Source organism: Janthinobacterium sp. 1L-D-8-B-C4, from assembly GCF_057291295.1.
In genome coordinates this window covers 222,421-246,448 of record NZ_JBXAVX010000005.1, presented here as the reverse complement: position 1 = coordinate 246,448, position 24,028 = coordinate 222,421, and the positions used below count along the sequence as shown (strand labels likewise).

Annotated in this window: 12 protein-coding genes; 8 read left to right on the top strand and 4 right to left on the bottom strand. The window is 61.4% G+C overall.

Features of this window, described 5'->3' with window-relative positions:
* Nucleotides 1-466 precede the first annotated feature (466 nt).
* Nucleotides 467-3,529, top strand: a complete 3,063-nt coding sequence (locus AC0Z42_RS11585) for a TonB-dependent receptor (RefSeq protein ID WP_485468368.1) — start codon at nucleotides 467-469, stop codon at nucleotides 3,527-3,529.
* 102 nt (nucleotides 3,530-3,631) lie between these two features.
* On the opposite strand, the gene AC0Z42_RS11580 is transcribed toward AC0Z42_RS11585, so the two are convergent.
* Nucleotides 3,632-4,357: a 16S rRNA (uracil(1498)-N(3))-methyltransferase gene (locus tag AC0Z42_RS11580; RefSeq protein WP_485468367.1), complete on the bottom strand. Its 726-nt coding sequence runs from the start codon at nucleotides 4,355-4,357 to the stop codon at nucleotides 3,632-3,634.
* Nucleotides 4,358-4,543: 186 nt separating this feature from the next.
* On the opposite strand from AC0Z42_RS11580, the gene tkt reads away from it, so the two are divergent.
* From tkt to AC0Z42_RS11560, 4 genes are all read left to right on the top strand, one after another.
* Nucleotides 4,544-6,541 carry a transketolase gene (tkt, locus tag AC0Z42_RS11575; protein ID WP_485468366.1) on the top strand — a complete coding sequence of 666 codons (1,998 nt, stop codon included), beginning with the start codon at nucleotides 4,544-4,546 and terminating at the stop codon, nucleotides 6,539-6,541.
* Nucleotides 6,542-6,635: 94 nt separating this feature from the next.
* On the top strand, nucleotides 6,636-7,652 hold the full coding sequence (gene gap / locus AC0Z42_RS11570; RefSeq protein ID WP_485468365.1) for a type I glyceraldehyde-3-phosphate dehydrogenase: 1,017 nt from the start codon (nucleotides 6,636-6,638) through the stop codon (nucleotides 7,650-7,652).
* 632 nt (nucleotides 7,653-8,284) lie between these two features.
* On the top strand, nucleotides 8,285-10,993 hold the full coding sequence (locus tag AC0Z42_RS11565) for a TonB-dependent receptor (protein ID WP_485468364.1): 2,709 nt from the start codon (nucleotides 8,285-8,287) through the stop codon (nucleotides 10,991-10,993).
* 80 nt (nucleotides 10,994-11,073) lie between these two features.
* Entirely contained in the window at nucleotides 11,074-13,080 is a 2,007-nt protein-coding gene (locus AC0Z42_RS11560) for a S9 family peptidase (RefSeq protein WP_485468363.1), read from the top strand.
* A gap of 21 nt (nucleotides 13,081-13,101) precedes the next feature.
* On the opposite strand, the gene AC0Z42_RS11555 is transcribed toward AC0Z42_RS11560, so the two are convergent.
* From AC0Z42_RS11555 to glnE, 3 genes are all read right to left on the bottom strand, one after another.
* Nucleotides 13,102-13,878 (bottom strand): YoaK family protein, encoded by a 777-nt coding sequence (locus tag AC0Z42_RS11555; protein ID WP_485468362.1) that lies wholly within the window; start codon nucleotides 13,876-13,878, stop codon nucleotides 13,102-13,104.
* A 26-nt stretch (nucleotides 13,879-13,904) separates the two neighbouring features.
* Nucleotides 13,905-14,378 (bottom strand): cache domain-containing protein, encoded by a 474-nt coding sequence (locus AC0Z42_RS11550; RefSeq protein WP_485468361.1) that lies wholly within the window; start codon nucleotides 14,376-14,378, stop codon nucleotides 13,905-13,907.
* A 95-nt stretch (nucleotides 14,379-14,473) separates the two neighbouring features.
* Nucleotides 14,474-17,230: a bifunctional [glutamate--ammonia ligase]-adenylyl-L-tyrosine phosphorylase/[glutamate--ammonia-ligase] adenylyltransferase gene (gene glnE, locus AC0Z42_RS11545; RefSeq protein WP_485468360.1), complete on the bottom strand. Its 2,757-nt coding sequence runs from the start codon at nucleotides 17,228-17,230 to the stop codon at nucleotides 14,474-14,476.
* A 249-nt stretch (nucleotides 17,231-17,479) separates the two neighbouring features.
* Between glnE and AC0Z42_RS11540 the strand changes: the two genes are divergently transcribed.
* Genes AC0Z42_RS11540 through tldD form a run of 3 tightly spaced genes read left to right on the top strand, consistent with a single transcriptional unit; the run spans nucleotide 17,480 to nucleotide 23,964 of the window.
* Complete coding sequence (locus AC0Z42_RS11540) at nucleotides 17,480-21,661, top strand: YhdP family protein (protein WP_485468359.1); 4,182 nt, start codon at nucleotides 17,480-17,482, stop codon at nucleotides 21,659-21,661.
* A gap of 24 nt (nucleotides 21,662-21,685) precedes the next feature.
* On the top strand, nucleotides 21,686-22,483 hold the full coding sequence (locus AC0Z42_RS11535) for a carbon-nitrogen hydrolase family protein (RefSeq protein WP_485468358.1): 798 nt from the start codon (nucleotides 21,686-21,688) through the stop codon (nucleotides 22,481-22,483).
* 20 nt (nucleotides 22,484-22,503) lie between these two features.
* On the top strand, nucleotides 22,504-23,964 hold the full coding sequence (tldD, locus tag AC0Z42_RS11530; protein ID WP_485468357.1) for a metalloprotease TldD: 1,461 nt from the start codon (nucleotides 22,504-22,506) through the stop codon (nucleotides 23,962-23,964).
* The last annotated feature ends 64 nt before the right edge of the window (nucleotides 23,965-24,028 follow it).

Sequence of the window (24,028 nt, the reverse complement as noted above, 5' to 3'; positions counted from 1 at the left end):
GGATTTATTTTCTCGAACGGCCTGTTGATATTAAATCGCCGGTTCGATCTTATGGCCTTTGCTTGATGTCGCCACATGATGCAATGCGTGTGCAATGCCGCATTATTACAGTATTACCTCGATTGATACGTGCCGCTTTTCCTGCCGCACGCATCTGTTTCTCTCTGCGCGCTCCCCTTGTTTATTTTAATGTTGCGTAAATGGAACAGCCGTTCGTGCGTTATTGACCAGTTCGTTTCAATATGTTCCGATGTGACCTTGGTTATATTTAAGTGCAGATATAACCGTTGAATGTTTTGCTTGCAAAGCAGGACAGGATGGAATGGTATTGGCAACAAGTGGCTGTAACATGAACGCGTAAAAACGCACGAGGCGCAAACAAGACTGCTTTATCAAAGCAGTAATGCCGTGCTCATAAATATATATAGGGAACCACATGTTAAGAAAAACTGTTTTGGTACGTGCTTTGTCGATCGCATTCAGCGCTTCGGTGCTGAGCACGGCAATCGTGCCTGTCGTTATGGCGCAGTCGAATGCCACCGGTAACATCATCGGTAAAGTCGCACCGGACGCCAGCGCGTCCATCTCGATTGTCGGTACCGACAATGGCCTGAAACGGGCAATTTCACCCGATGCGAGCGGCAGCTTCCGCATCACTTCTTTGCCTGTTGGTAACTACAAAGTGACCTTGATGAAAGGCACTTCCGTGGTCGGCACGCAAGACGTGGAAGTGCGCATCGGCCAGGAAAGCGAAGTGTCCCTGCAGCCTTTGGCGCAACAGGTGCAGACGGTGAACGTGACCAGTCGACGACGCGCCATCGATGTCACCAGTTCCAATTCCGGTTCCTCGTTCAATTCGCGCGAGCTGGCCACCCTGCCACTGGCGCCATCGGTTGCCAACATCGTCCAGCTGGCCGGCGGCACCACCCGTGCCGACTCGCGCTACGGCAACAACGCCGCCAGCTTCGGCGGCTCGAGCGCCTCCGAAAACGCGGCCTACATCAACGGTTTCCCTGTTACCAGCAGCCTGTACCAGGTCGGTTACTCCTCGCTGCCATTCGGTTCGATCGCCGAAGCGCAGATCATCACCGGCGGCTATGGCGCGGAATTCGGCCGTTCGACGGGCGGCGTGGTCAATATCACCACCAAGAGCGGCACCAACAACTGGGAATTCGGCGCGGGCTTCACGTATGCCCCCGACTCCCTGCGCGGCAAGGCCAAGAACATCATGTACCAGAATACGGGCGCCAATCCTGCGACCGACGGCAAGATCTACAACTACAAGGAAGGCGACAAGCAAACCGAGCGCGTCTATAACGCGTTTATCAGCGGCCCGCTGATCAAGGACAAGCTGTTCATCTACCTGGGTGGCGAATTTACCAAGATGGACCGTGAAACGGCCCGCCTGGCGTCGTCCAGCACCGTCAATGCTCAGACCGGCTGGCTGGTGCAGAAATCCGAAGTGCCACGCTATATCGGCAAGCTGGACTGGAACATCACCGACAACAACCGCCTGGAATACACGCATATTTCGGACGAATCGAATGTCGATGACGCCTACTATGGTTTCGACTATGCGACCAAGCAGCGTCAATATGTCCAGAACGGCGGCGCCAAGTTCAAGAACTACTCGGCCGGCATCCTGGGCCTGAGCGCTACCGGCGCCGCACTGGCTGCCGCACAGGGTTCGAACGTCGATATCCTCAAGTACACCGGCTACATTACCGACGACTTCACGGTACAGGCGCTGATTGGCCAGGCCAAGACCGAGCGCCTGCAAGATCCGTTCGGTTATATCGCCGGCCAGCGCCCGATCGTTGCCTCTCCTGGCAACCAGGTGCCTGGCGTGAATTACAACCCTTCCCAAGTGCAAGGTTTCAGCTCGGCTCTGCTGCGCGACGGCGCCAACGACGTCAACAAGGGCTACCGTCTTGATCTCGAGTACAAGCTGAACAAACAGCACACCATCCGTGGCGGTCTCGATCACAACAAGATCACGGCCTTGAACGGCACCGAATCGGCCGGCGGCGGTACCTGGACCTATCTGAGAACGACGCCGAACACCGTTTTGTCAGGGCATAATATTTCACCGGCAGCTGGCGGTGGCTATGGTACGCAAGGTTACTATGTGCGTGAAAACATCCAGCGCGGCGGCTCGACCCCAACTGTCAAACAGTCGGCGCAATATCTGGAAGACCGCTATCAGGTGACCGATGACCTGGTCGTGACCCTGGGCGTGCGCAATGAATCGTTCGACAACCTGAACGGTAGCGGCGAGACCTTTGTCGAACAGAAAAACATGGTGGCGCCACGCTTGAACGCGGCCTGGAATGTGTATGGTGACGGTTCGCTGAAAGTGTTCGGTACGGCCGGCCGCTACTTCATGCAACTGCCAGCCAACATGGCCGTGCGTTTCGCCGGTGCGTCGCTCAATACCGACCGTTTCTACACCTATACCGGCGTCGATCCTGTCACCGGTGCGCCGATCGGCCTGAACCCGATCAGTAATGTCCTGTCGGCGAACAATGAGTTTGGTCAGGAAAAACGCGCCAATGAATTGGCGTCCACCAACCTGAAAGCCCACTACCAGGATGAGATCAACCTGGGTTTTGAAAAAGTGCTGTCGGCCAAGTTCAACGGCGGTATCAAACTGACCTACCGCAAGCTGAAAAACACCATCGACGATTATTCGGACCCACGCGCCATCTCCGCCAAGCTGACCGGCGCCGAGAAAGAATACTTCGACGACCATGGCTGGAACGGCGCGCTGTTCAATCCGGGCAAGGACAACACCTTCATGATCCCGGTCGGCCCGAACGGCGCCCAGCGTGCGGTGACCATCACCGCCGCCGATGCCGGTTTCCCGGAAAAAGCCAAACGGACCTATACCTCGCTGGAATTCATGCTCGAGCATCCGATGCGTGACGGCTGGTACGGCAAGGCGAACTACACCTGGTCGCGCAGCGAAGGCAACCAGGAAGGCCAGACCAAGTCGGACAATGGCCAGGCTGACGTGGGCTTCAGCTCCGGCTGGGACTTCCCCGAGACCATGCTGAACGCCAGCGGCCTGCTGCCGAATAACCGTACTCACCAGTTCAAGGCCTACGGTTATTACGAGTTCACCAGCCAGTTCGGCGTCGGCGGCAACCTGTTGGTCGCCAGCGGCCGTCCGAAATCGCGCACCTGCAATATTCCGTCGGCGCTCGACCAGGATGGCCTGGGCCTGTCCCAGTACGGTTCGATCTTCTTCCTGTGCCCGGATGGCGCCAATGGCCGTGGTGCCCTGGGTACCCTGCCGACCGAAGCGCGGCTGGACTTGAACTTCATGTACAAGCCACAGCAACTGAACGGCCTGGTGTTCAAGGTTGACGTGCTCAACGTGACCAACCGCCAGGTGGCGCAAGCGATCGACGAAGGCTATAACACCAGCGCCGCCGGTGCCGCCATCAGCCCGACCGCCTTGATGGAAACGGCCTACTCGACACCGCGCAGCGTGCGTCTGTCGGCCCAGTACAGCCACAAGTTCTGATGTAGTCAAACCGCCGGCACCTGCCGGCGGCAGCCTGAAAAACAACGCCCCGCCAGCTGCAAAGCTGGCGGGGCGTTTGTCTTCATGCCGGCGATGGTGCTTTTACATGCCGCCCCACAAGGCGCCTAGGGTCGCCAGCGCCGTCAATCCTGCCGTTTCCGTGCGCAAGATGCGTGGCCCCATTGCCAGGCCGATGGCGCCGGCGGCGATGGCCGCTGTTTCTTCGGCGTCGGTAAACCCGCCTTCCGGCCCGACCATCAGGGTCACTGCCTGCGGTGGCTGTTGGCGCGCCCAGTCGGCCAGCGACTGCCCGGCGCGTGGCGTCAGGATGATGCGCGGGTGCAGGTCCTGCTGGCGGGTCCAGTGGTTGAATTCCTGCAACGGCGCCAGTTGCGCCAGGCGGTTGCGGCCGCTTTGTTCGGAGGCCGAGACGATGATGCCCTGCCAGTGCGCCAGTTTCTTTTCCGCCCGCTCGGCCGACAAGCGCACCACGCAGCGCTGGGCCGCCAGCGGCACGATGCCGGCCACGCCGAGTTCGATCGCCTTTTCAATGATCCAGTCCATTTTTGATGCTTCCGGCAGGGCTTGCGCCAGGGTCACGGCGTACGGCAGCTCGACCTCGCGCGCAATATGCGACTCCACGGCAGCGGTCACGCTGCGCTTGGCGACCGAGACGATGCTGGCCTGCACTTCGCCGCCCTCGCCATTGAACAGGGTGATCATTTCGCCCGGCGCCAGGCGCACCACCGAGATATGGTGGGCGACGGCCTCGGGCAGGGCGATGGTGGTGCCGGGGACGAGCGGCTGGGGACAGTAAAAACGTGGCATGCAGTTCCTGAACGGGCAAGATAATTGAAAATAAGACGGCAAAGTATAGCGAGTTGGCGTGGCAGTACGCTGCAATTCTAAGTTGCGTCCCCCCAGTCTGGTAAAATAGTTGACTACAGAAAGCGGCCGGCCGCCTCTCCGCGCTGCTGCAAACGAATCCCAAACTCGCGACTGACCCACACCACCATGACAACTACGCTCCCGACTACCAAAATGGCCAATGCGATCCGCGCACTGGCAATGGACGCTGTACAAAAGGCTAACTCCGGCCATCCTGGCATGCCGATGGGCATGGCCGAGATCGCAGTTGCCCTGTGGAGTGGGCATTACCGCCACAATCCAAGCAATCCGAAATGGCCGAACCGCGACCGCTTCCTGCTGTCCAACGGCCACGGCTCGATGCTGCATTATTCGCTGCTGCACCTGACCGGCTACGATCTGTCGATGGACGACATCAAGGCGTTTCGCCAGATGCATTCGAAAACCCCGGGCCACCCGGAAGTCGACATCACGCCAGGCATTGAAACGACCACCGGCCCGCTGGGCCAGGGCCTGGCCAATGCCGTCGGCATGGCGCTGTCCGAGCAGTTGCTGGCCGCTGAATTCAACCAGCCCGGCCACGACATTGTCAACCACTACACTTACGCTTTTGTGGGCGACGGCTGCCTGATGGAAGGCATTTCGCACGAAGTATGCGCGCTGGCCGGCACCCTGGGCCTGAACAAGCTGATCGCGCTGTATGACGACAATGGCATCTCGATCGACGGCAAGGTCGAAGGCTGGTTCACCGACGACACCCCGGCCCGCTTCGAAGCCTACGGCTGGAACGTGATCCGCGCCGTTGACGGCCATGACGTCGCCGCCGTCGATGCCGCCATCACCGCCGCCAAGTCCGCCTCGAAGCCGACTCTGATCTGCTGCAAGACCATCATCGGCAAGGGTTCGCCGAACCTGCAAGGTGGCGACAAGGTCCATGGCGCCGCACTGGGCGACAAGGAAATCGCCGCCGTGCGCGAATACATTCAATGGGATTCGGCGCCGTTCGAGATTCCTGCCGAGCAATACACGGCCTGGGACGCGAAAGAACAAGGTGCCTTGCTGGAAACCGACTGGAATGAGCGTTTCGCCGCCTACAGCAAAGAGTTTCCGCAGAAAGCGGCCGAATTGAGCCGCCGCATGAAAGGCGACCTGCCGGAAGCGTTTGAAACCGCGCTGACCGCGGCGATCGCTTCCTGCGTCGAGAAAAAAGAAAACATCGCTACCCGCAAGGCCAGCCAGAACGCAATCCAGGCGCTGGCCTCGTCGCTGCCGGAATTTTTGGGCGGCTCGGCCGACCTGACCAGCTCGAACCTGACCAACTGGAAAGAATCGATCCCCGTGCGTTCGGGCAAACCTGGCAACCACGTCAACTATGGCGTGCGCGAATTCGGCATGAGCGCGATCATGAACGGCATCACCCTGCACGGCGGCTACATCCCGTTCGGCGCCACGTTCCTGACGTTCTCCGACTACAGCCGCAATGCGCTGCGCATGGCCGCACTGATGAAACTGCGTTCGATCTTCGTGTTTACCCACGATTCGATCGGCCTCGGCGAAGACGGCCCGACCCACCAGTCGGTCGAGCACGTCTCGTCGATGCGTTTGATCCCGAACCTGGACAACTGGCGTCCGTGCGACACGGTGGAATCGGCCGTGGCATGGGGCGCTGCCGTACGCCGCAAGGATGGCCCGTCGACCCTGATCTTCTCGCGCCAGAACTTGCCATACCAGGAACGGTCGAACGAGACGATCGCCAATATTTTCCGCGGCGGCTATGTGCTGAACGACGTGGCTGATGCAAAAGCGATCCTGATCGCCACCGGTTCCGAAGTGGAACTGGCAGTTGCCGCCGCCAGCGCGCTGGCGTCGGAAGGCATCCAGGTACGCGTGGTGTCGATGCCGTCGACCGACGTGTATGACCGCCAGGACGCAGCTTACAAAGCCAGCGTCCTGACCAAAGGCGTGCCACGCGTGGCCATCGAGGCGGGCGTGACCAGCTTCTGGTACAAATACGTGGGCCTGGAAGGCGACGTGGTCGGTATCGATACCTTCGGCGAGTCGGCTCCGGCCGGCGTGCTGTTCAAGCATTTCGGTTTTACCGTCGAGAACGTCGTGGCGAAAGTAAAAGCCGTGATCGCCGGTTAAATCGTTTTACGCCGCCAGCGTCCCGCAGATGGGCGCGGCGGCGAGCAGATTTTTTTAATGTGCTAAGTCCTTTTAATTCAATCAGGAGCAGAGTATGACGATCAAAGTTGCAATCAATGGCTACGGCCGCATCGGCCGTAATGTGTTGCGCGCTTTCTACGAAGGCGGCAAGAAACAGGACATCCAGATCGTTGCCATCAACGACCTGGGCGATGCCAAATCGAACGCCCACCTGACCCGCTACGACACCGCGCACGGCAAGTTCCCGGGCACCGTGACCGTTGAAGGCGACAACATGATCGTCAACGGCGATCCGATCCGCGTGTTCGCACAGCGCAACCCTGCTGAAATTCCATGGGGCGAGCTGGGCGTGGACGTGGTGCTTGAGTGCACCGGCTTCTTCACCACCAAAGAGAAAGCCTCGGCCCACCTGAAGGGCGGCGCCAAGAAAGTCATCATCTCGGCACCAGGCGGCAAGGACGTCGACGCCACCATCGTGTTCGGCGTGAACCAGGACGTGCTGAAGTCGACCGATACCGTCATTTCGAACGCCTCGTGCACCACCAACTGCCTGGCCCCGCTGGTCAAGCCACTGAACGACGCCATCGGCATCGAAAGCGGCCTGATGACCACCGTGCACGCCTACACCAACGACCAGGTACTGAGCGACGTGATGCATGAAGACCTGCGCCGCGCCCGTTCGGCCACCATGAGCATGATCCCGACCAAGACCGGCGCCGCCGCCGCGGTGGGCCTGGTGCTTCCTGAACTGAACGGCAAGCTGGACGGCTTCGCGATCCGCGTGCCAGTCATCAATGTATCGCTGGTCGACCTGACCTTCATCGCCAAGCGCGACACTACCGTGGAAGAAGTCAATGCCCTGATGGAAAAAGCCGCCTCGGAAGGCCCGCTCAAAGGCATCCTGACCTACCAGACCGAACCGCTGGTATCGATCGACTTCAACCACAACCCGGCCTCGTCGAACTTCGATTCGACCCTGACCAAAGTGTCGGGTGGCCGCTTGGTCAAAGTGACGTCGTGGTATGACAACGAGTGGGGTTTCTCGAACCGCATGCTCGACACCACTGTGGCGCTGATGTCGGCCAAGTAAGTCTTTCCCTGCTGTTTACACGCCCTGCGGGGCGTGATGCCGCCCTGTCATGCAGGGCGGTTTTTTTTGCCCATATGTTCCACATGGGCGCTGCCGTCGCTGTTGCATCTTGTTACAACAATCAAGGAGACAGGCTTGACATGTTTTATATGCACTGTAGAGGTGCATATTATTGGCAATTTAATTTGTTTTTTTATATCAATAAAGGTTTATAAGTAAAATAATTTTAACATTTTCTATCCTATTATTTCTTTCAGGTAAACACAATTTTAAAAACTATTTATATCGTTAATTTTTATTTGGTTAAAACAGTTTTTTATAAATAAAATTTCAAATAAAAAGAAATTAATATATTTTAATTCCGTAAAGTCGTTTAGTTGCAACATTTAATAACATTTGTAACAAACTGAAACATCTTCCATGCATAATCGACTTTCTTGCTGTCGCGCCATCATTGCCGTGTCGCACTGCCCGTGTCGTCCGACAGGCCAGTGTCATGGAAGCGGTCGCTGGAAGGGGTTGAATATAAAAACCGGTTGTATAAAAGCACAAAGGGAAGAGTGATGTTTTTACAAGAAAAAACCAGTGTCATCCTAGTTCGTCTGGCCATTGGTACCCTCGCTGGTACTGGCTTGCTGGCACAATTTGCGCACGCGCAGGAAACCAGCCTGGCGCCGCAAGCGCAGGCCGAAGCCACGCCTGGCGTCGACGGCTCGGACAAAGTCCAGAAAGTATATGTCACGGGTTCGAACGTACGCCGCATTACCCTTGAATCGGCCTCGCCAGTGCAAATCATCACTCGTGACGAGCTCACGCGTGGCGGCGCAACCTCGCTCAACGAAGTGTTGCGCACGATTTCTTCCAACGTGGGCGGCATCGATGAAAACCGTACCAACGGTTTCAGTGCTGGCGCCGCCGGCCTGAACTTGCGCGGCTTCGGCAGCCAGGCAACCCTGACCCTGATCAACGGCCGCCGCCTGGCGCCGTATGCCCAGCCTGAATTCCAGACCACCTTTGTCGACCTGAACTCGATTCCGGTTGGCGCGGTCGAACGGATTGAAATCCTGAAAGATGGCGCGTCGGCGATCTACGGTTCGGAAGCAATGGCCGGCGTAGTCAACATCATCTTGCGCGACAGCTTCGAAGGCCTGGAACTGGGCGGCTCGCTGGGCCAGTCCAGCCGCAGCGATGGCGAACAGAAGCGCGCTACCGTCAGTTTCGGCAAAGGCAGCCTGGTACAAGACCACTTCAACGCCTACGTCACCCTGGACGTGCGCCAGCGCGACCCGATGTACATCCGCAAGCGCGACGGCTACCTCAGCACGCAGGATCTGCGCGCCTACGGCTACAAGGACCGCCGTTCGCTGTACACCTATCCGGGCAACATCTACTGGACCGACAAGGCCACCAACACGCTGGTATCGCGCACTCTGGACAACAACTGTCCGGCGGACCGTCTGGTGCCCGCTTCCGGCGTATTGGCCGCTGGCGCGCAAGGCAATGCCTGCGTGTTCGACGATTTCCAGGACAGCTCGATCAATTCCGCCGGCAAGACCGACCGCTTCGGCCTGACCAGCCGCCTGACGTGGCAGCCGACCGCCAACACCACCGTGTTCAGCGAACTGATGTTCAACCGCAACAAGGCCACCGTGACCGGGCTGCTGCACTGGGTGGCGGGCCAGACCGGCCAGCCGACGCCGGCCTTGCCGATCACTCATCCGCAATATCCGAAAGACCTGATCGGACCTGACGGCAAGACTTTGGCTGGCGGCAATGGTACCGTGCGCGTGCGTGCCTCGCTGCGTGACTTCCCCGGCCAGGGCCAGGACAACACCACCGACTTCGGCCGTTATCTGGTCGGTGTCAAGGGTGACTACAAGAACTGGGACTGGGAAACCGCCCTGTTGCGCACCGATAGTAAAGTGACGTCACGCAATACCAGCGCGATCCTGCTGACACCGTTCGTCAACGCCTACACCAACGGCACCTTCATCTTCGGTGGCGGTGCCGCCAACCAGGCGCTGTACGATTCGATCACGGCCAACTCGAAAAACGTGTTCAAGTCGGCACTGACGCAAATCGATGGCAAGGTTTCGGGTGAATTGTTCAACCTGCCAGCGGGCGCAGTCGGTCTGGCGGTCGGTACCGAGTTCCGCCGCGAGAGCCTCAGCACCATGCCGGACCCGATCGCGGTGGAAGGCGAGTTCTATCACCAGGCGCAATTGCCGCCAGGCTTTTCGAACGACCGCAATATTTCCTCGATCTACGCCGAATCGACGATTCCGCTGTTGAAATCGCTGGAAGCGAACGTTGCCGTGCGTCATGATCACTATTCGGACTACGGCAATTCGACCACCCCGAAAGTGGGCCTGAAGTGGAGCGCCACGCCGGCATTCATGGTGCGTGGTACCTATGCTGAAGGTTTCCGTGCACCAACCCTGGTCGAGAACTCGACCGACGTGCGCAACGCCTTCGTGTCGATCCGCGATCCGTTCCGTTGCAACGCGCGCTACACGCTCGGCTGCTCGACGTCGTCGCCATATGAAAGTGGCGCCAATCCGGAACTGAAACCGGAAACGGCGAAAAGCTACACCCTGGGCCTGGCCTGGGAGCCTAGCTCGTCGTTCCTGGCAACGCTCGACTTTTGGCAGATCAAGCGCGTCAACGAGATCAGCACCTACGACCTGGACAAGGTATTGCAGGACCCGTCGCGCTATGCCGGCGATCCTGCCGTGGCCATCACCCGCGCCGCGCTGACCGCTGCCGACCAGGCCGCCGGTGCGACGGCGGGCGAGATCACCAACATCAAGATGTTGCTGACCAACGTGGCCGTCACCAAGATCCGCGGCGTCGACCTGAAACTGACGGGCCGCATCAACCTGGGCGAATATGGCACCCTGACGCCGACCCTGAACGTCAGCCACATGCAGTCGTACAAGAATGCGCCGTCGCCGACCGACGACCTGATTGAGTACGCCGGCACCCGCGGCACGCCGTCGGTACAGGCCAACCTGGGCCTGGCATGGAAAAAAGCGGCGTACACCCTGTCGGCAGACACTGTATTTGTCAGCAAGATGGCGTCTGTTGGCGACCGTACGCAGGAATGCGTGCTGGCCACCGAAGGCTTCCCCGAGCTGTGCACGGGCATTCCTTCGTTCACCGTGGTCAACCTGGGCGGCAGCTACAGCGGCATCAAGAACACCAAGCTGAGCTTTGCGATCCAGAATGCCTTCGACCGCAAACCGCCTTTCCATCCGAACGGCACGGCCAACTACTACGCGCCGCTGCATAGCGCAATGGGCCGCTACTTCCAGGTCACCGCCGAATACAGCTTCAAGTAATCGTGCATGACGAAAAGGCGCCGTGACCATCGAGGTGACGGCGCCTTTTTTCATCGATGTTCATACCGAAGGAGACTGTCTTGAATCGACGCATTATTCCTCTCGTGCTCAGCACCATCTTGCTCAGTACCGGCCTGTGGGGCGCCAGCGCCCGCGCCGACGAATCCATTCCGATTGCCGATTTCTTCAAGAAAGCGGAATTCAGCGGCCGCCCGATTTTGTCACCCGACGGCCAGAGCATGGCGGTGCTGACGCCGCGCAATGGCCGCTTCGTGCTGGCCGTCATCAATCTCGACACGCGCGCCTCGACCGTGGTGGCCTCCGATCCGGACTGGAACGTGGCCAATCCGATGTGGGTCAACAACCGCCGCCTGGTGTTCAGCATCAGCAAGGGCAGCGAAGAAGTGATGGAGAAACAGACCGGTGGCGGCCTGTTTGCCGTCAATAGCGACGGCAGCGCGTTTCGCAAGCTGGTCATCAGCGTCAAGGAGGCGATGAGCACGAACATGCCGTACAAGCCGGTGTCGGTGCTGCAACGGGTGGGCGGCGACAGCAACGACCTGATCGTGGTGAATAACGAGCGCGGCCGCGATGCCGACCTGGGCGCCAGCGATGTGTTTCGCCTCGATACCACCAATGGCCGCATGGCCTTGCTGACGTTTAACAATCCCGGCGCCGTCAGCGGCTGGGTGCTGGACCATAATAATGTGATCCGCGTGGCCTCCTCGATGACGGTGGAAGCGGGCAGCAAACGCATCATTCAAAAAGTGTATCTGCGCGACGATGAAAAGGCGCCGTGGAAAACCATTTACCAGGCCTATCTCGATGAAGGCAAGGAAATGACACCGCTGGGCTTTGATTTCGACAACCAGACCCTGTTTGTCGCCGGCCGCTTCAACGGGCGCGACAAGGCTGGCGTGCATATCTGGAACAGCGCCAACAATACGGCCGGCGAACTGATCGCCGAGCATGCCGAAGCCGATATCAGCGATGGCCTGGTGTTCGACGAGGCGCGCAAGAAAGTGGTGGGCGTGGCCGTCAACGGCATGAAGCCGGAAATGTATTATTTCGATGAGGACTATGCGCGCCTGCAGGCCTCGCTCGACGCCAGCTTGCCGAATGAAAGAGTCAACTTTCAGTGGCGCGGCAACCGTGCCGTGGTCACCACCACCGGCGTCAACAATGTCGGCAAGCTGTATTACTTCGATACGGTGAAAAAGACACTCGAATCCCTGTACAGCGTCAAGCCCGAACTCGACGGCAAGAAACTGTCCGAACAGAGCGTGATCCATTACAAGGCGCGCGACGGCCTCACTATTCCTGCCTACCTGACCTTGCCGGAGGGACGCACGCCGAAGGCGCTGCCGCTGGTGGCGTATATCCACGGCGGCCCGCATGCGCGCGACGCCTACAGCTTCGATCCGATCACCCAGATGCTCGCCTCGCGCGGCTTTGCAGTGTTGCAACCGCAGTTCCGCATGTCGACCGGCTTCGGCTGGAAACACCACACGGCCGGATGGAAACAATGGGGCCTGGCGATGCAGGACGATATCACCGACGGCATCGAGGACCTGGTCAAGCAGGGCGTGGTCGACCGCAACCGCGTGTGCATCATCGGCGCCAGCTATGGCGGCTATGCCACCATGTATGGCCTGATCAAGAATCCCGATCTGTACAAGTGCGGCATCAACTGGGTCGGCGTGACGGACGTCAAGATGCTATTTACCGTCAATTGGTCCGACGTATCGGGTCCGGTGATGGACAATATCGGCACTAAAATGCACGGCGATCCGAAAACTGATGAAGCCTACTTTCGCCAGGTCTCGGCGATCGACCATGCCGACAGGATCAAGGCGCCGGTGCTGATGGCCTACGGCAGCGAAGACCGCCGCGTGCCGCTGATCCACGGTGAAAAAATGCGCGACCAGTTGCGCAAGCAGGGCAATACCGTCGAATGGATGGTGATGACCGGCGAGGGACATGGCTGGTCCAAGGAAAGCAACAATATCCTGTGGGGCGAAACCGTGTACCGCTTCATCAACCGTTATATCGGCCCGGCGGCTGTTACGGCGACGGCGCAGAAGTAGCGACATCGCTGGCGCCGGGGTTCATTTCCCGGCGCCAGCCGTGCCGCGGTATTGGCGCCACAATATGCGCAAGTCATGCCAGACCGGCATGCCGGCCAGGGTGGCCAGCACGCCAGCGAGGATAATGGTGGCGGCGGGAAAGCCGATATGCTTGAAGGCCAGCGCGCCACTCACGCCGCCGATAAAAAAGCAGGCGATCAGGGCGCCGTGCGTGACCAGCCTGGTGCGGTTGACGCGCACCATTTCGCCAGGCAACTGGCGTCGGTTGTAATACAGCATCTTTCCCACCTCGATGCCGATATCGGTCGAGATGCCTGTCACATGGGTGGTACGGATGGCGGCGCCCGAGATTTTCGTGATGATGGCGTTTTGCAGCCCCATCACAAAGCACAGCAGCAAGATGGTGACGGGACCGAGCACGTTCGGCATGGCCGCCAGGTAGTTGCCGGTCAGGCCGAATACCAGCAACAGCACGGCTTCGAGCAGCAAGCTCAAGGCGAACTGGCTGTGCAGCCGGCGCCGCCGGCCCCAGTTCACCATGATGGCCGTCACGGCCGCGCCGCTGACGAATGCCAGCCAGGCACCCAAGGCCGCCAGCGCCACCGTCACATTGCCCAGCGCCAGGTCGTCGGCCATGCCCGAGACGATGCCCGTCATGTGCGAGGTATAGCCGCCGATGGCCAGGAAACCGCCGGCGTTGACGGCGCCAGCCACCAGCGCCAGCACGCAGCCCAGTTGCAGGTTCGCTTGCGCATCGCGCGTGGCGCCACTCAGCCGTGTCAGGTAAGCGAGGGCCATGCGGCGCGGTGTCGTTATGCTTGTTATTATTTGTAGATGCCGGAGCCGACGATCATATTGTCGACCCGTTCGATATAGCCCGATTTTTGCTCGACCACCTTGGTGGTGGGGTTGGGCCACTTGAAGTCGACCCAGCCGCGTCCTTCCTTGCTGCCGGCGGTGGCGATCAGCGCGCGGATCACGGCCTTGCCTTCGTTGTCCTTCATGTCGATCAGGTTCTTGCCGACCATCTTGGGATTGTTGCCGTGCGCCAGGGTCAAGCCATTCATGTCATACACATAAATATACAAGTCGCGGTCATGGAAGCTGGTGTTGGCCGGGTCGCTTATCGCCGCAAAAGCCTTGTCCTTGCCGTCGGCCTTGATCATGGCCACGGCGCGCTTGGTCATGGCGATGGCTTCATCGGCCGTGCCCTTGGGCGCCGCCCATGTCGCCGCGCTGGCGCACACCATGAGGCCGGCGAGAAGGGCGTGCACGCCCGCTTTTACACATGTGTTCATTGCAGTCTCCTGGGATGAAGGGCAACTCCGGCGCGGCCTGTACGGCACTACTGGGAAGAGGAGTTGCCTGTATGTATCATACGCCGCTGTATCATTTACGCAATCACGCTGGCGAAGATGGTGTGCCATAAACGCATCACATGGTCGGCGTGCACTTGCACCCGCTCGGGCGCCACGCGCGCCAGGTCCTGCCCTTGCAGGCGCAACTGGTGCTGCAGCTTGCGCAGCGCGCGGTAGGCGTCGGCCACGCCGGCTGCCAGCTGCGGCTCGATCAGGCCAAGCTCGCCGCACAGGCGCAGCAGGGCGATATTGCCTGTATTGGCCGTCAGTTGCGGATACTGCGCCGCATGCTGCAACACCAGGTATTGCACCATGAACTCGATATCGATCATGCCGCCCGGGTCCTGCTTCAGGTCGAAACTGCCGGGGCGTGGCGGATGGGCGTCGATCATGCGCTTGCGCATCGCCACCACCTCGCCTTTCAGCGGGCCGTTTTCCGGACGCTCCTTGCGCAGGATGGCGTCGCGGATGCGCTCGAAATGCTTGCCGATGGTCACATCCCCGGCGCAAAAGCGTGCCCGCGTCAGCGCCTGGTGCTCCCACACCCAGGCCGCGCTGCCCTGGTAGCGCTCGAACGCCTGTACGCTGGAGACCAGCATGCCCGAAGCGCCGTCCGGACGCAGCGCGATATCGATATCGAACAGGATGCCGGCCGAGGTATGCGAGGTCATCCAGGTAATGAAGCGCTGCGCCAGCTTGGCGTACATGCCGGGCGCTTCCTGGTCGTCGTCGTCAAACAGAAAGATCACGTCGAGGTCGGATACATAGCCAAGCTCCTTGCCGCCCAGCTTGCCATACGCGATGACGGCGAACTTCGGCACCTCGCGGTGGCGCGTGGGCAGGGTTTGCCAGACCGCCTGCACTGTGGCGGCGACGATGATGTCGGCCAGCTGCGACAGATAATCGGCCAGCTTTTCCACGCTCAGGTCGCCTGCCAGGTCCTGCGCCAGGCACTGGAACAGCTGCGCATGGTGGGCTTCGCGCAAAATATCCATCTGCCGCTCGGTATCACCGGGAGCGTCGTCGAGCTGGCGCTGCAGGTCCAGCGCCAGTGCGGCGGGATCGGGCACGCTGTGGCGGATGCGCTCGTCCAGCAGTTCGTCGAGCAAAATCGGGTGTTGCGTGAGAAAGGTGGCGGCCCAGCCGCTGGCGCACACCATGCGTACCACCCGCTCCAGGGTATGCGGGTATTCGGTCAGCAACGACAGATAGGCCGAGCGGCGCGCAATCGCCTCTAAAAAATCGAGCAGCCGGCCCAGGGTGGCCAGCTGGCTGGCGTTGCCGTTCGACATCGAGCAGTCGGTGATCAACGGCAGGGCGGCATTGACCAGCGCAACCAGGCGCGTGCGGCTCGCTTCGGGCAACGATTGCAGCCGTGGCGCCTGCCAGGTTGCCAGCAACCGGCGCGCGCAGGCGGTCGGCTCGTGAAAGCCCAGGGCAGCAAAGCGCGCCTCGATGGCTTCCTGCTGGTCCGAGGCGGCGCAGTCGTTCGATGTCTGCGGGTCGAGGCCGGTGTCGGCTGGCGGCGCGCCGCTGGTCTTGTCGCTGAACATTTCATCGAACTGGCCGGCGACGAACACGCGGTGCGCCTCGAGCCGGGCCAGCAGGGTGGCGGTATCGGGCAAGCCCATCATCTGCGCCACCGTCAAGCGGTCGGCCTCGCTGGCGGGCAGGGTGTGGGTTTGCGCATCATCGAGGTATTGCAGCCGGTGCTCCAGGTTGCGCAAAAAAGTGTACGAGGCCAGCAGTTGTTCGACGATGGCCGGCTCCAGGTAGCCCTTGTCGGCCACCGTGCGCAAGGTGGCGCGCGTGGAGCGTTCGCGCAGTTCGGCGTCGCGCCCGCCGCGTATCAACTGAAACACCTGCGCCAGGAATTCGATTTCGCGGATGCCGCCACGGCCCAGCTTGACGTTGTTGCTGCGGTCCGGGTGCAGCCGCTCCTGGCGGTTGACCTCGGCACGGATCTGGCCATGCATGTTGCGGATCGCATCGATCACGCCGAAGTCCAGGTAGCGGCGGAACACGAACGGGCGCACGATGGCGTCGAGCGCGGCGATGTCCTCGGGCTTGCCGGTGACGGCGCGCGCCTTGACCCAGGCATAGCGCTCCCATTCGCGGCCCTGCACGATCAGGTATTGTTCCACCATGCCCAGGCTGGCGGCCAGCGGGCCCGAGTTGCCGTTCGGGCGCAGCGCCATGTCGACGCGGAAGGTAAAGCCGTCTTGCGTGATTTCGGCCAGGGCGGCGATCAGTTTCTTGCCCATGCGAATGAAAAACTCGTGGTTCGACAGGCTGCGCTGGCCCGGCTGTGTCGCTTGCGTATCGCCATCTTCGGGGTAGACAAAGATCAGGTCGATGTCGGACGAGACATTCAGTTCGCCGCCGCCCTGCTTGCCCATTGCCAGCACCATCAGTTCCTGCTGCTGGCCCGACTCCTCGCCCACCGGCATGCCGTGCGTGGCCACCATCTCGGCCATGATGGCTTCAACGTGGCGGGCAATGGCGAAGTCGGCAAAAGCCGTCATGGCGGTGACGACCTCGTGCAGATCGGCCTGGCCGTCCAGGTCGCGCGCGATCAGGCTGCACACCAGCAGGTTGCGCAACTGGCGCATGGCCCGTTCGAGCGGCAAGGGCGGCGTGGCGGCATTGGCCAGGCGGGTCAGTTCAGCGGCAAAATCGAGACCGTCAAGCGGCATGCGCACCAACTGCGCGGCCTGCCCCGCGCGTTCCGGGGAGGCATTTTTCCAGCGCTGGTAAAAACGCGAGGCGGAGGTCAGGGACGGTTGGCTCATGGGGCGGTTTCTATGGTGTTGATCGGTTATCGTGTCTAAACTGCGCACTTTGTCGCCGGGCTTGCCTGCGCAGGGCAGGGGATGCGGTAAAATTGGGCCGCCTGCACAGTTTGCCCGGCAGCTCCCGGACGATGGTAAGGGAGGCTCAGTCCGGATGCAAGTGCAAGGATGACGCCAGAACCACGGCAAGCCACAGGAAACCAGGCGATTTTGCCATTATTTGACGCCAGGCCAGTTATTAGCTTATTGATGCAAAAACCGCCAGAAGCAAGCCCGACAGAACATATGCCGCTGGCCCTGCGCTGGCGGCGGCTGCGTGCCGCCTGGCGCATGGCCAACCTGGCGACTCACCATGTGCTCGGTTTTGCCGTCAAGGCGTTGGTGCTGGGGTATTTCGCGTTTGCCGTGCTGTTCCTGTTCCTGCGCTACGCCATCCTGCCAAATATCGATTATTACAAGGGCGACATCGAAAAGGCCGCCAGCCGCGCGCTGGGCAACCCCGTCAGCATCGCGCGCGTGTATGCCTCCTGGCATGGCTTGCGGCCCAACCTGTTCCTTGGCGACGTCACCCTGCGCGACCAGGCCGGCCGGCCAGCCTTGAGCGTGCCCAGCATTTCGGCCACCGTGTCGTGGTGGAGCGTGTTCGGTTCGGTGCGTTTCGAACGGCTGGAAATCACGCGCCCGGACCTTGCCGTGCGGCGCAGCAAGGATGGCGCCCTGTATGTGGCGGGCGTGCTGGTCGATAATAAAGAGCAAGGCGATGGCAAGGGCGCCGACTGGCTGCTGTCGCAGCACGACATCATCATCCGTGACGGCCGCGTGCGCTGGACGGACGAGCTGCGCGGCACGCCTGAACTGGCGCTGGAGCAGGTCAACCTGTTGCTGCGCAACCGCTGGCGCAGCCACCGCCTGGGATTGCAGGCCACGCCGCCGGCCAGCCTGGCCGCGCCCATCGATGTGCGCGCCCACTTTACCCATCCGGCCTTCAGCACGCGCATTTCCGATGTGTCGATGTGGAAGGGCGAGCTGTACGTCGACCTGAAAAATGCCGACCTGGCCGCCTGGCGCGCCTATCTTGATTATCCGTTCGAACTGAGCCAGGGCAAGGGTGCCCTGCGTGCCTGGCTGAGCCTCGATCATGCGCGCCTAGCCGGCTTTACGGCTGACGCCAGTTTGAGCGATGTACAAGCCCGGCTGGGCAAGGAACTTCCCGCGCTCGACTTGCTGAGCGTCAGCGGGCGCGTGTCGGCCAGGGAAACCCTGTCGGCCTCGGCGCCGGACGGCAAGCCCACTTTTGGTGCCCATGGCCACCAGGTGGAGCTGGCCAATTTTGCGCTGGAAACGCGCGATGGCCTGAGCTTGCCACCGACCACCTTGTCCGAACGCCATGTGGCCGCCACCAGACGCGAGCCGGCGCAGACACAGATCACGGCCAAGTCCCTGGACTTGCAGACCCTGGCCGCGCTGGCCGAAAAATTGCCCTTGAGCGCAGCGCAGCGGGCCCAGCTGGCGGCCCTGGCGCCACGCGGGCGCCTGCAGGATTTTTCGGCCGAGTGGCAGGGCGACGTCGCCAGCGCCAGCAGCTATCGGCTGCGCGGGCGCCTGCTGGGCCTGGGACTGAACGCCCAGCCGGCGCGCCTGGCCGTGGAAAAAACCGCCAGTAGCCCGGCGCAGGCGGCCGCGCCAGCGATTCCCGGCTTCGATAACCTCAGCGGCAGCATCGACGCCAGCGAGCAGGGTGGCCAGATCGAGATCGACGCGCAGGACCTGCTGCTGCAGTTTCCTTCCTACCTGCCTGATCCGTCCTTGCCGTTCGAGCAATTCCAGATGAAGGCGCGCTGGGCCTTCGAAGCGGACAATATGCTGCAGGTGGACCTGGCGCAACTAGCGTTCAACCAGCAGGGCTTGCGCGCCAACCTGCGCGGCAGCCACCGCATGCCGCTCGACGGCAAGACCCTGGGCCGGGTCGACCTGAGCGGCACGCTGGACAATTTTGAAATCAACACCATCGGCCGCTACCTGCCGCTGCAAACACCGGAGCACCTGCGCCACTGGCTGACCGGCGCGCTCGAAGGCGGCGTGGCGCGCGACGTCACCTTGCGTTTGCGCGGCGAACTGGAACAGTTCCCGTTCAAGGGCGATACGCCTGCCCAGCGCAAGCAGGGCGAGTTCCGCGTGGCCGGCAAGATCGACAATGGCACGCTCAATTACGCGCCCGGTGAATTTGCCGAAAGCGGCCCGCTGGCCGGCCAGGCGCCGCTGTGGCCGCAAGCGGAAAAAATCAAGGGCAGTTTTGTCTTCGAGCGTGCACGCATGGAAATTCACGGCGATACGGCCACCACCGCCGGCGTGGCGCTGGCCAACGTGAAGGCCGTGATTCCCGACCTGACCGTATTCGACACCCTGCTCGATATCGAAGGCAATGCGGCTGGCCCAATGCAGGAATTCCTCAAATACGTCACGGCCAGCCCGGTGCTTGGCTGGATCGATCATTTTACCGACGAAACGACGGCCACCGGCAATGCGAAGCTGGCGTTGAAACTGCACCTGCCGATCGAGCGCATGCTGGAAGCGAAAGTGCAGGGTGGCTTGCAACTGGCCGGCAACGACGTGGTGCTGTTCAACGACCTGCCGCCGGTACTGGGCGCCCAGGGCCGTATAGAGTTCAATGAAAAAGGCGTCAACCTGAATGGCCTGAACGGCAATTTGCTCGGTGGCCCGCTGGCCATTTCGGGCGGCACGCAGAGCGACAATTCGATCCAGGTGAAGATAGGCGGCGCGATGACGATTGACGGCTTGCGCAAAACCTACCCCACCCCGGTGCTGCAGCGGCTGGCAAAACATCTGAATGGCGGCGCGCGTTACAGCGGCCTGATCACGGCGCGCGACCATCAACTGGTGGTCAGCGTCGACAGTAGCCTGGCGGGCCTGGGCCTGGACTTCCCGGCGCCCTTGAAAAAACCGGCTGGCGACAGCATGCCGGTGAAATTCACCTTGAGCGCGAATGCCGCCAACGCGGCCGGCTTGCGCACCGACGAAATTCGCATCGCCTTGGGTAGCGGCCTGGCTGCGCGCTACCAGCGCCAGAAGCAGGGCAAGGAACCCTGGCGACTGGTGCGCGGCGGGATTGGCGTCAACACGCCCGCGCCCGAACCGGACACCGGCATGATGCTCAATGTGAACCTGAAGACGTTTGACGTCGACAGCTGGATCGCTGCCGGCAGCGCGATTGCCGGCAGCGGCGGCGCCGCCGAGACGACGCCAGGCAATGACGACGGGCCCGATATCGCCCAGTACGTGGTGCCCGACATGATGGCCGCGCGCGCCGGCGAACTGATGCTGGGCGAGCGCAAGCTGGAAAACGTGGTGGTCGGCGCCACCCATCAAAAAGACGTGTGGCAGGCCAATATCGACGCCAAGCAGGTGTCGGGTTACGTGACCTGGCTGGAAACGCCGTCTGGCCTCGGCAAGATGACGGCGCGCCTGTCGTCGCTGATCATTCCCGAGTCGGCCGCCAATGACGTGAAAAACCTGCTCGAAGGCAAGAGCAGCGCGCAATCGATCCCTTCGCTCGATATCGTTGCCGAGCGTTTTGAATTGTTCAACAAGCAGATCGGCCGTCTGGAATTGCAGGCCTATAACACCATGGCCGCCAGCGGGCGCGAATGGCGGGTCGGCAAGCTGTTGCTGGCCAACCCGGACGGCGCCCTGAGCGGCAACGGCAAATGGGTGGTCAAGGATGGCCAGAGCACCACCAGCCTGCATTTCGGACTCGATATTGTCGATGCCGGCAAGCTGCTCGACCGCTTTGGCTTTGCTGATACCGTGCGGCGCGGCAAGGGCAAACTCAGTGGCGACATCGCCTGGAACGGCCTGCCGTATTCGCTCGACATCCCGTCGCTGTCGGGGCAGATCGAGATGAACGTCGAGTCGGGGCAGTTCCTCAAGCAGGACCCGGGCGCGGCCAAGCTGCTGGGCGTGCTGAGCCTGCAAGCTTTGCCGCGCCTGCTGAAACTCGATTTCCACGACGTATTTTCGGAAGGGCTGGCATTTGACGGCATCACCGCCAACGCCAGCATCAAGCGCGGCGTGGTGACCACCGACAACCTCAAGATGCATGGCGTGGCGGCCACCGTGCTGATGGACGGCACGGCCGATATCGCCAACGAAACGACCAATCTGCATGTGGTGGTGATCCCCGAATTCAACCTCGGCACGGGGCCGCTGGTGTATGCGCTGGCGGTCAATCCGGTGATCGGCCTGGGCAGTTTCCTGGCGCAATTGTTCCTGCGCGCGCCCGTGATGAAGGCGCTGACCTATCATATGCAGATTGCCGGACCGTGGAAGTCGCCCGTGGTGACGAAGCTCGATGGCAATAAATCGGAACTGCCCGCCACGCTGCCAGCGGCAGCGCAACAGGTCAAGCAATAGTCGAACACACAGCAGGGGAGTTTGATGCAGACAGTCGCCGCAATACAGATGGTTTCCACGCCGTCGATCACGGAAAACCTGGCCACCGCGCGCCGCCTGGTGGCGCAGGCGGCCAGTGCAGGTGCGACGCTGGTGGTGCTGCCCGAATACTGGGCCATCATGGGCCAGCATGAAACCGACAAGCTGGCGCATGCCGAGCAGCCCGGTAGCGGCCCTATCCAGGACAGCATGGCGAAAATGGCGCGCGAACACGGCGTCTGGCTGATCGGCGGCAGCTTGCCTTTGGTGTCGCTGGAAGCGGGCAAAGTGCTCAACACCACCCTGGTGTATGACCCGCAAGGCGCGCCGGCCGGCCGCTATGACAAGATCCACCTGTTCGGTTTTACGCGCGGCGAAGAGTCCTATAACGAATCGCGCACCATCGTTGCCGGCGCCCGGGTGAGCAGCATCGATACGCCGCTGGGCAAAGTCGGCCTGTCGATCTGCTATGACCTGCGCTTCCCGGAACTGTACCGGGCGCTGGGCGAATGCGCGCTGATCGTGGTGCCGGCCGCCTTTACCCACACCACCGGCCGCGCCCACTGGGAAGTGCTGCTGCGCGCGCGGGCGATTGAAAACCAGTGCTATGTGCTGGCCTCGGCGCAAGGCGGCGTGCATCCGAACGGCCGCCGCACGTGGGGCCACAGCATGCTGATCGACCCATGGGGCGAAGTGAAAGCCGTGCTCGATGAAGGCGAGGGCGTGGTGAGCGGACAGATCGATCCCGTGTTCCTGGCCGGCGTGCGCGAATCCTTGCCGGCCCTGGCCCACCGCACCATGTAATCTTTGTTGGAGAATAAGCCATGAACCCATTTGAACCAAATCTGTCCAGCCTGGCCGTGGCGCGCGATATCCTGCTGACGCCATTTGGCCTCGACGAAGACAAGCTGCTCAAGGCGCTGGGCACGATGTTCAGCCACAAGGTCGATTACGCCGACCTGTATTTCCAGTCGACCCGCAGCGAAGGCTGGAGCCTGGAAGAAGGCATCGTCAAGACCGGCAGTTTTTCCATCGACCAGGGCGTGGGCGTGCGCGCCGTGTCGGGTGACAAGACGGCGTTTTCATATTCCGACGAGATTTCCGAGCGGGCCCTGCTGGAAGCGGCGGCGGCCACGCGCACGATTGCGCGCGCCGGCGCCGGCCGCATCAAGATTGCCGGCAGCATGCAGCCGCAGGGTGGCCGTTCGCTGTACCTGCCCAACGATCCGCTCGCTTCGCTCGACGCCACGGCCAAGGTGCAACTATTGGAGCGCGTGGAAAAAATGGCGCGCGCAAAAGACCCGCGCGTGGTGCAGGTGATGGCGGGCCTGGCCGGCGAATACGACGTTGTCCTGGTGCTGCGCAGCGATGGCGTGCTGGCGGCCGATATCCGCCCGCTGGTGCGCGTGTCGCTGACCGTGATCGCCGAGCAGAACGGGCGCCGCGAAACCGGTTCGGCCGGCGGCGGCGGGCGCTACAGCTACGATTATTTTACCGATGAGGTGCTGGAGCAATATGCGAGCGAGGCCGTCAGCTCGGCGCTGGTCAACCTCGAAGCGCGGCCGGCGCCGGCCGGTCCGATGACCATCGTGCTGGGACCGGGCTGGCCCGGCATCTTGCTGCATGAGGCGATCGGCCATGGCCTGGAGGGCGACTTCAACCGCAAGGGCTCGTCCGCCTTTGCCGGTTGCATCGGCGAACGGGTGGCGGCGAAAGGCGTGACAGTGGTCGACGACGGCACTTTGCAAGGCCGGCGCGGCTCGCTCAATATCGACGACGAGGGCAACCCCACGCAGTGCACCACCCTGATCGAAGACGGCATCCTGAAAGGTTACATCCAGGACACCATGAACGCGCGCCTGATGAAGATGCCCGTGACCGGCAACGCGCGGCGCGAATCGTTCGCCCACCTGCCGATGCCGCGCATGACCAATACCTATATGCTCGGCGGCGACAAGGACCCGGGCGAGATCCTGGCCTCGGTAAAAAACGGCCTGTACGCCGTCAATTTCGGCGGCGGCCAGGTCGACATCACCAACGGCAAATTCGTGTTTTCGGCCAGCGAAGCCTACATGATTGAAAACGGCAAGCTCAGCTACCCGGTCAAGGGCGCCACCCTGATCGGCAACGGCCCCGACGTGCTCAACCGCGTCTCCATGATCGGCAACGACATGCGCCTGGACTCAGGCGTGGGCGTGTGCGGCAAGGAGGGGCAAAGCGTTCCGGTGGGGGTGGGGCAGCCGACGTTGAGATTGGACGGTATTACGGTCGGCGGCACCGCGTGAATACCGGGGTCAGACCCGCCGGGGGAATACGTCCCAATGGGACGTATTCCGATCGCATGGCGAC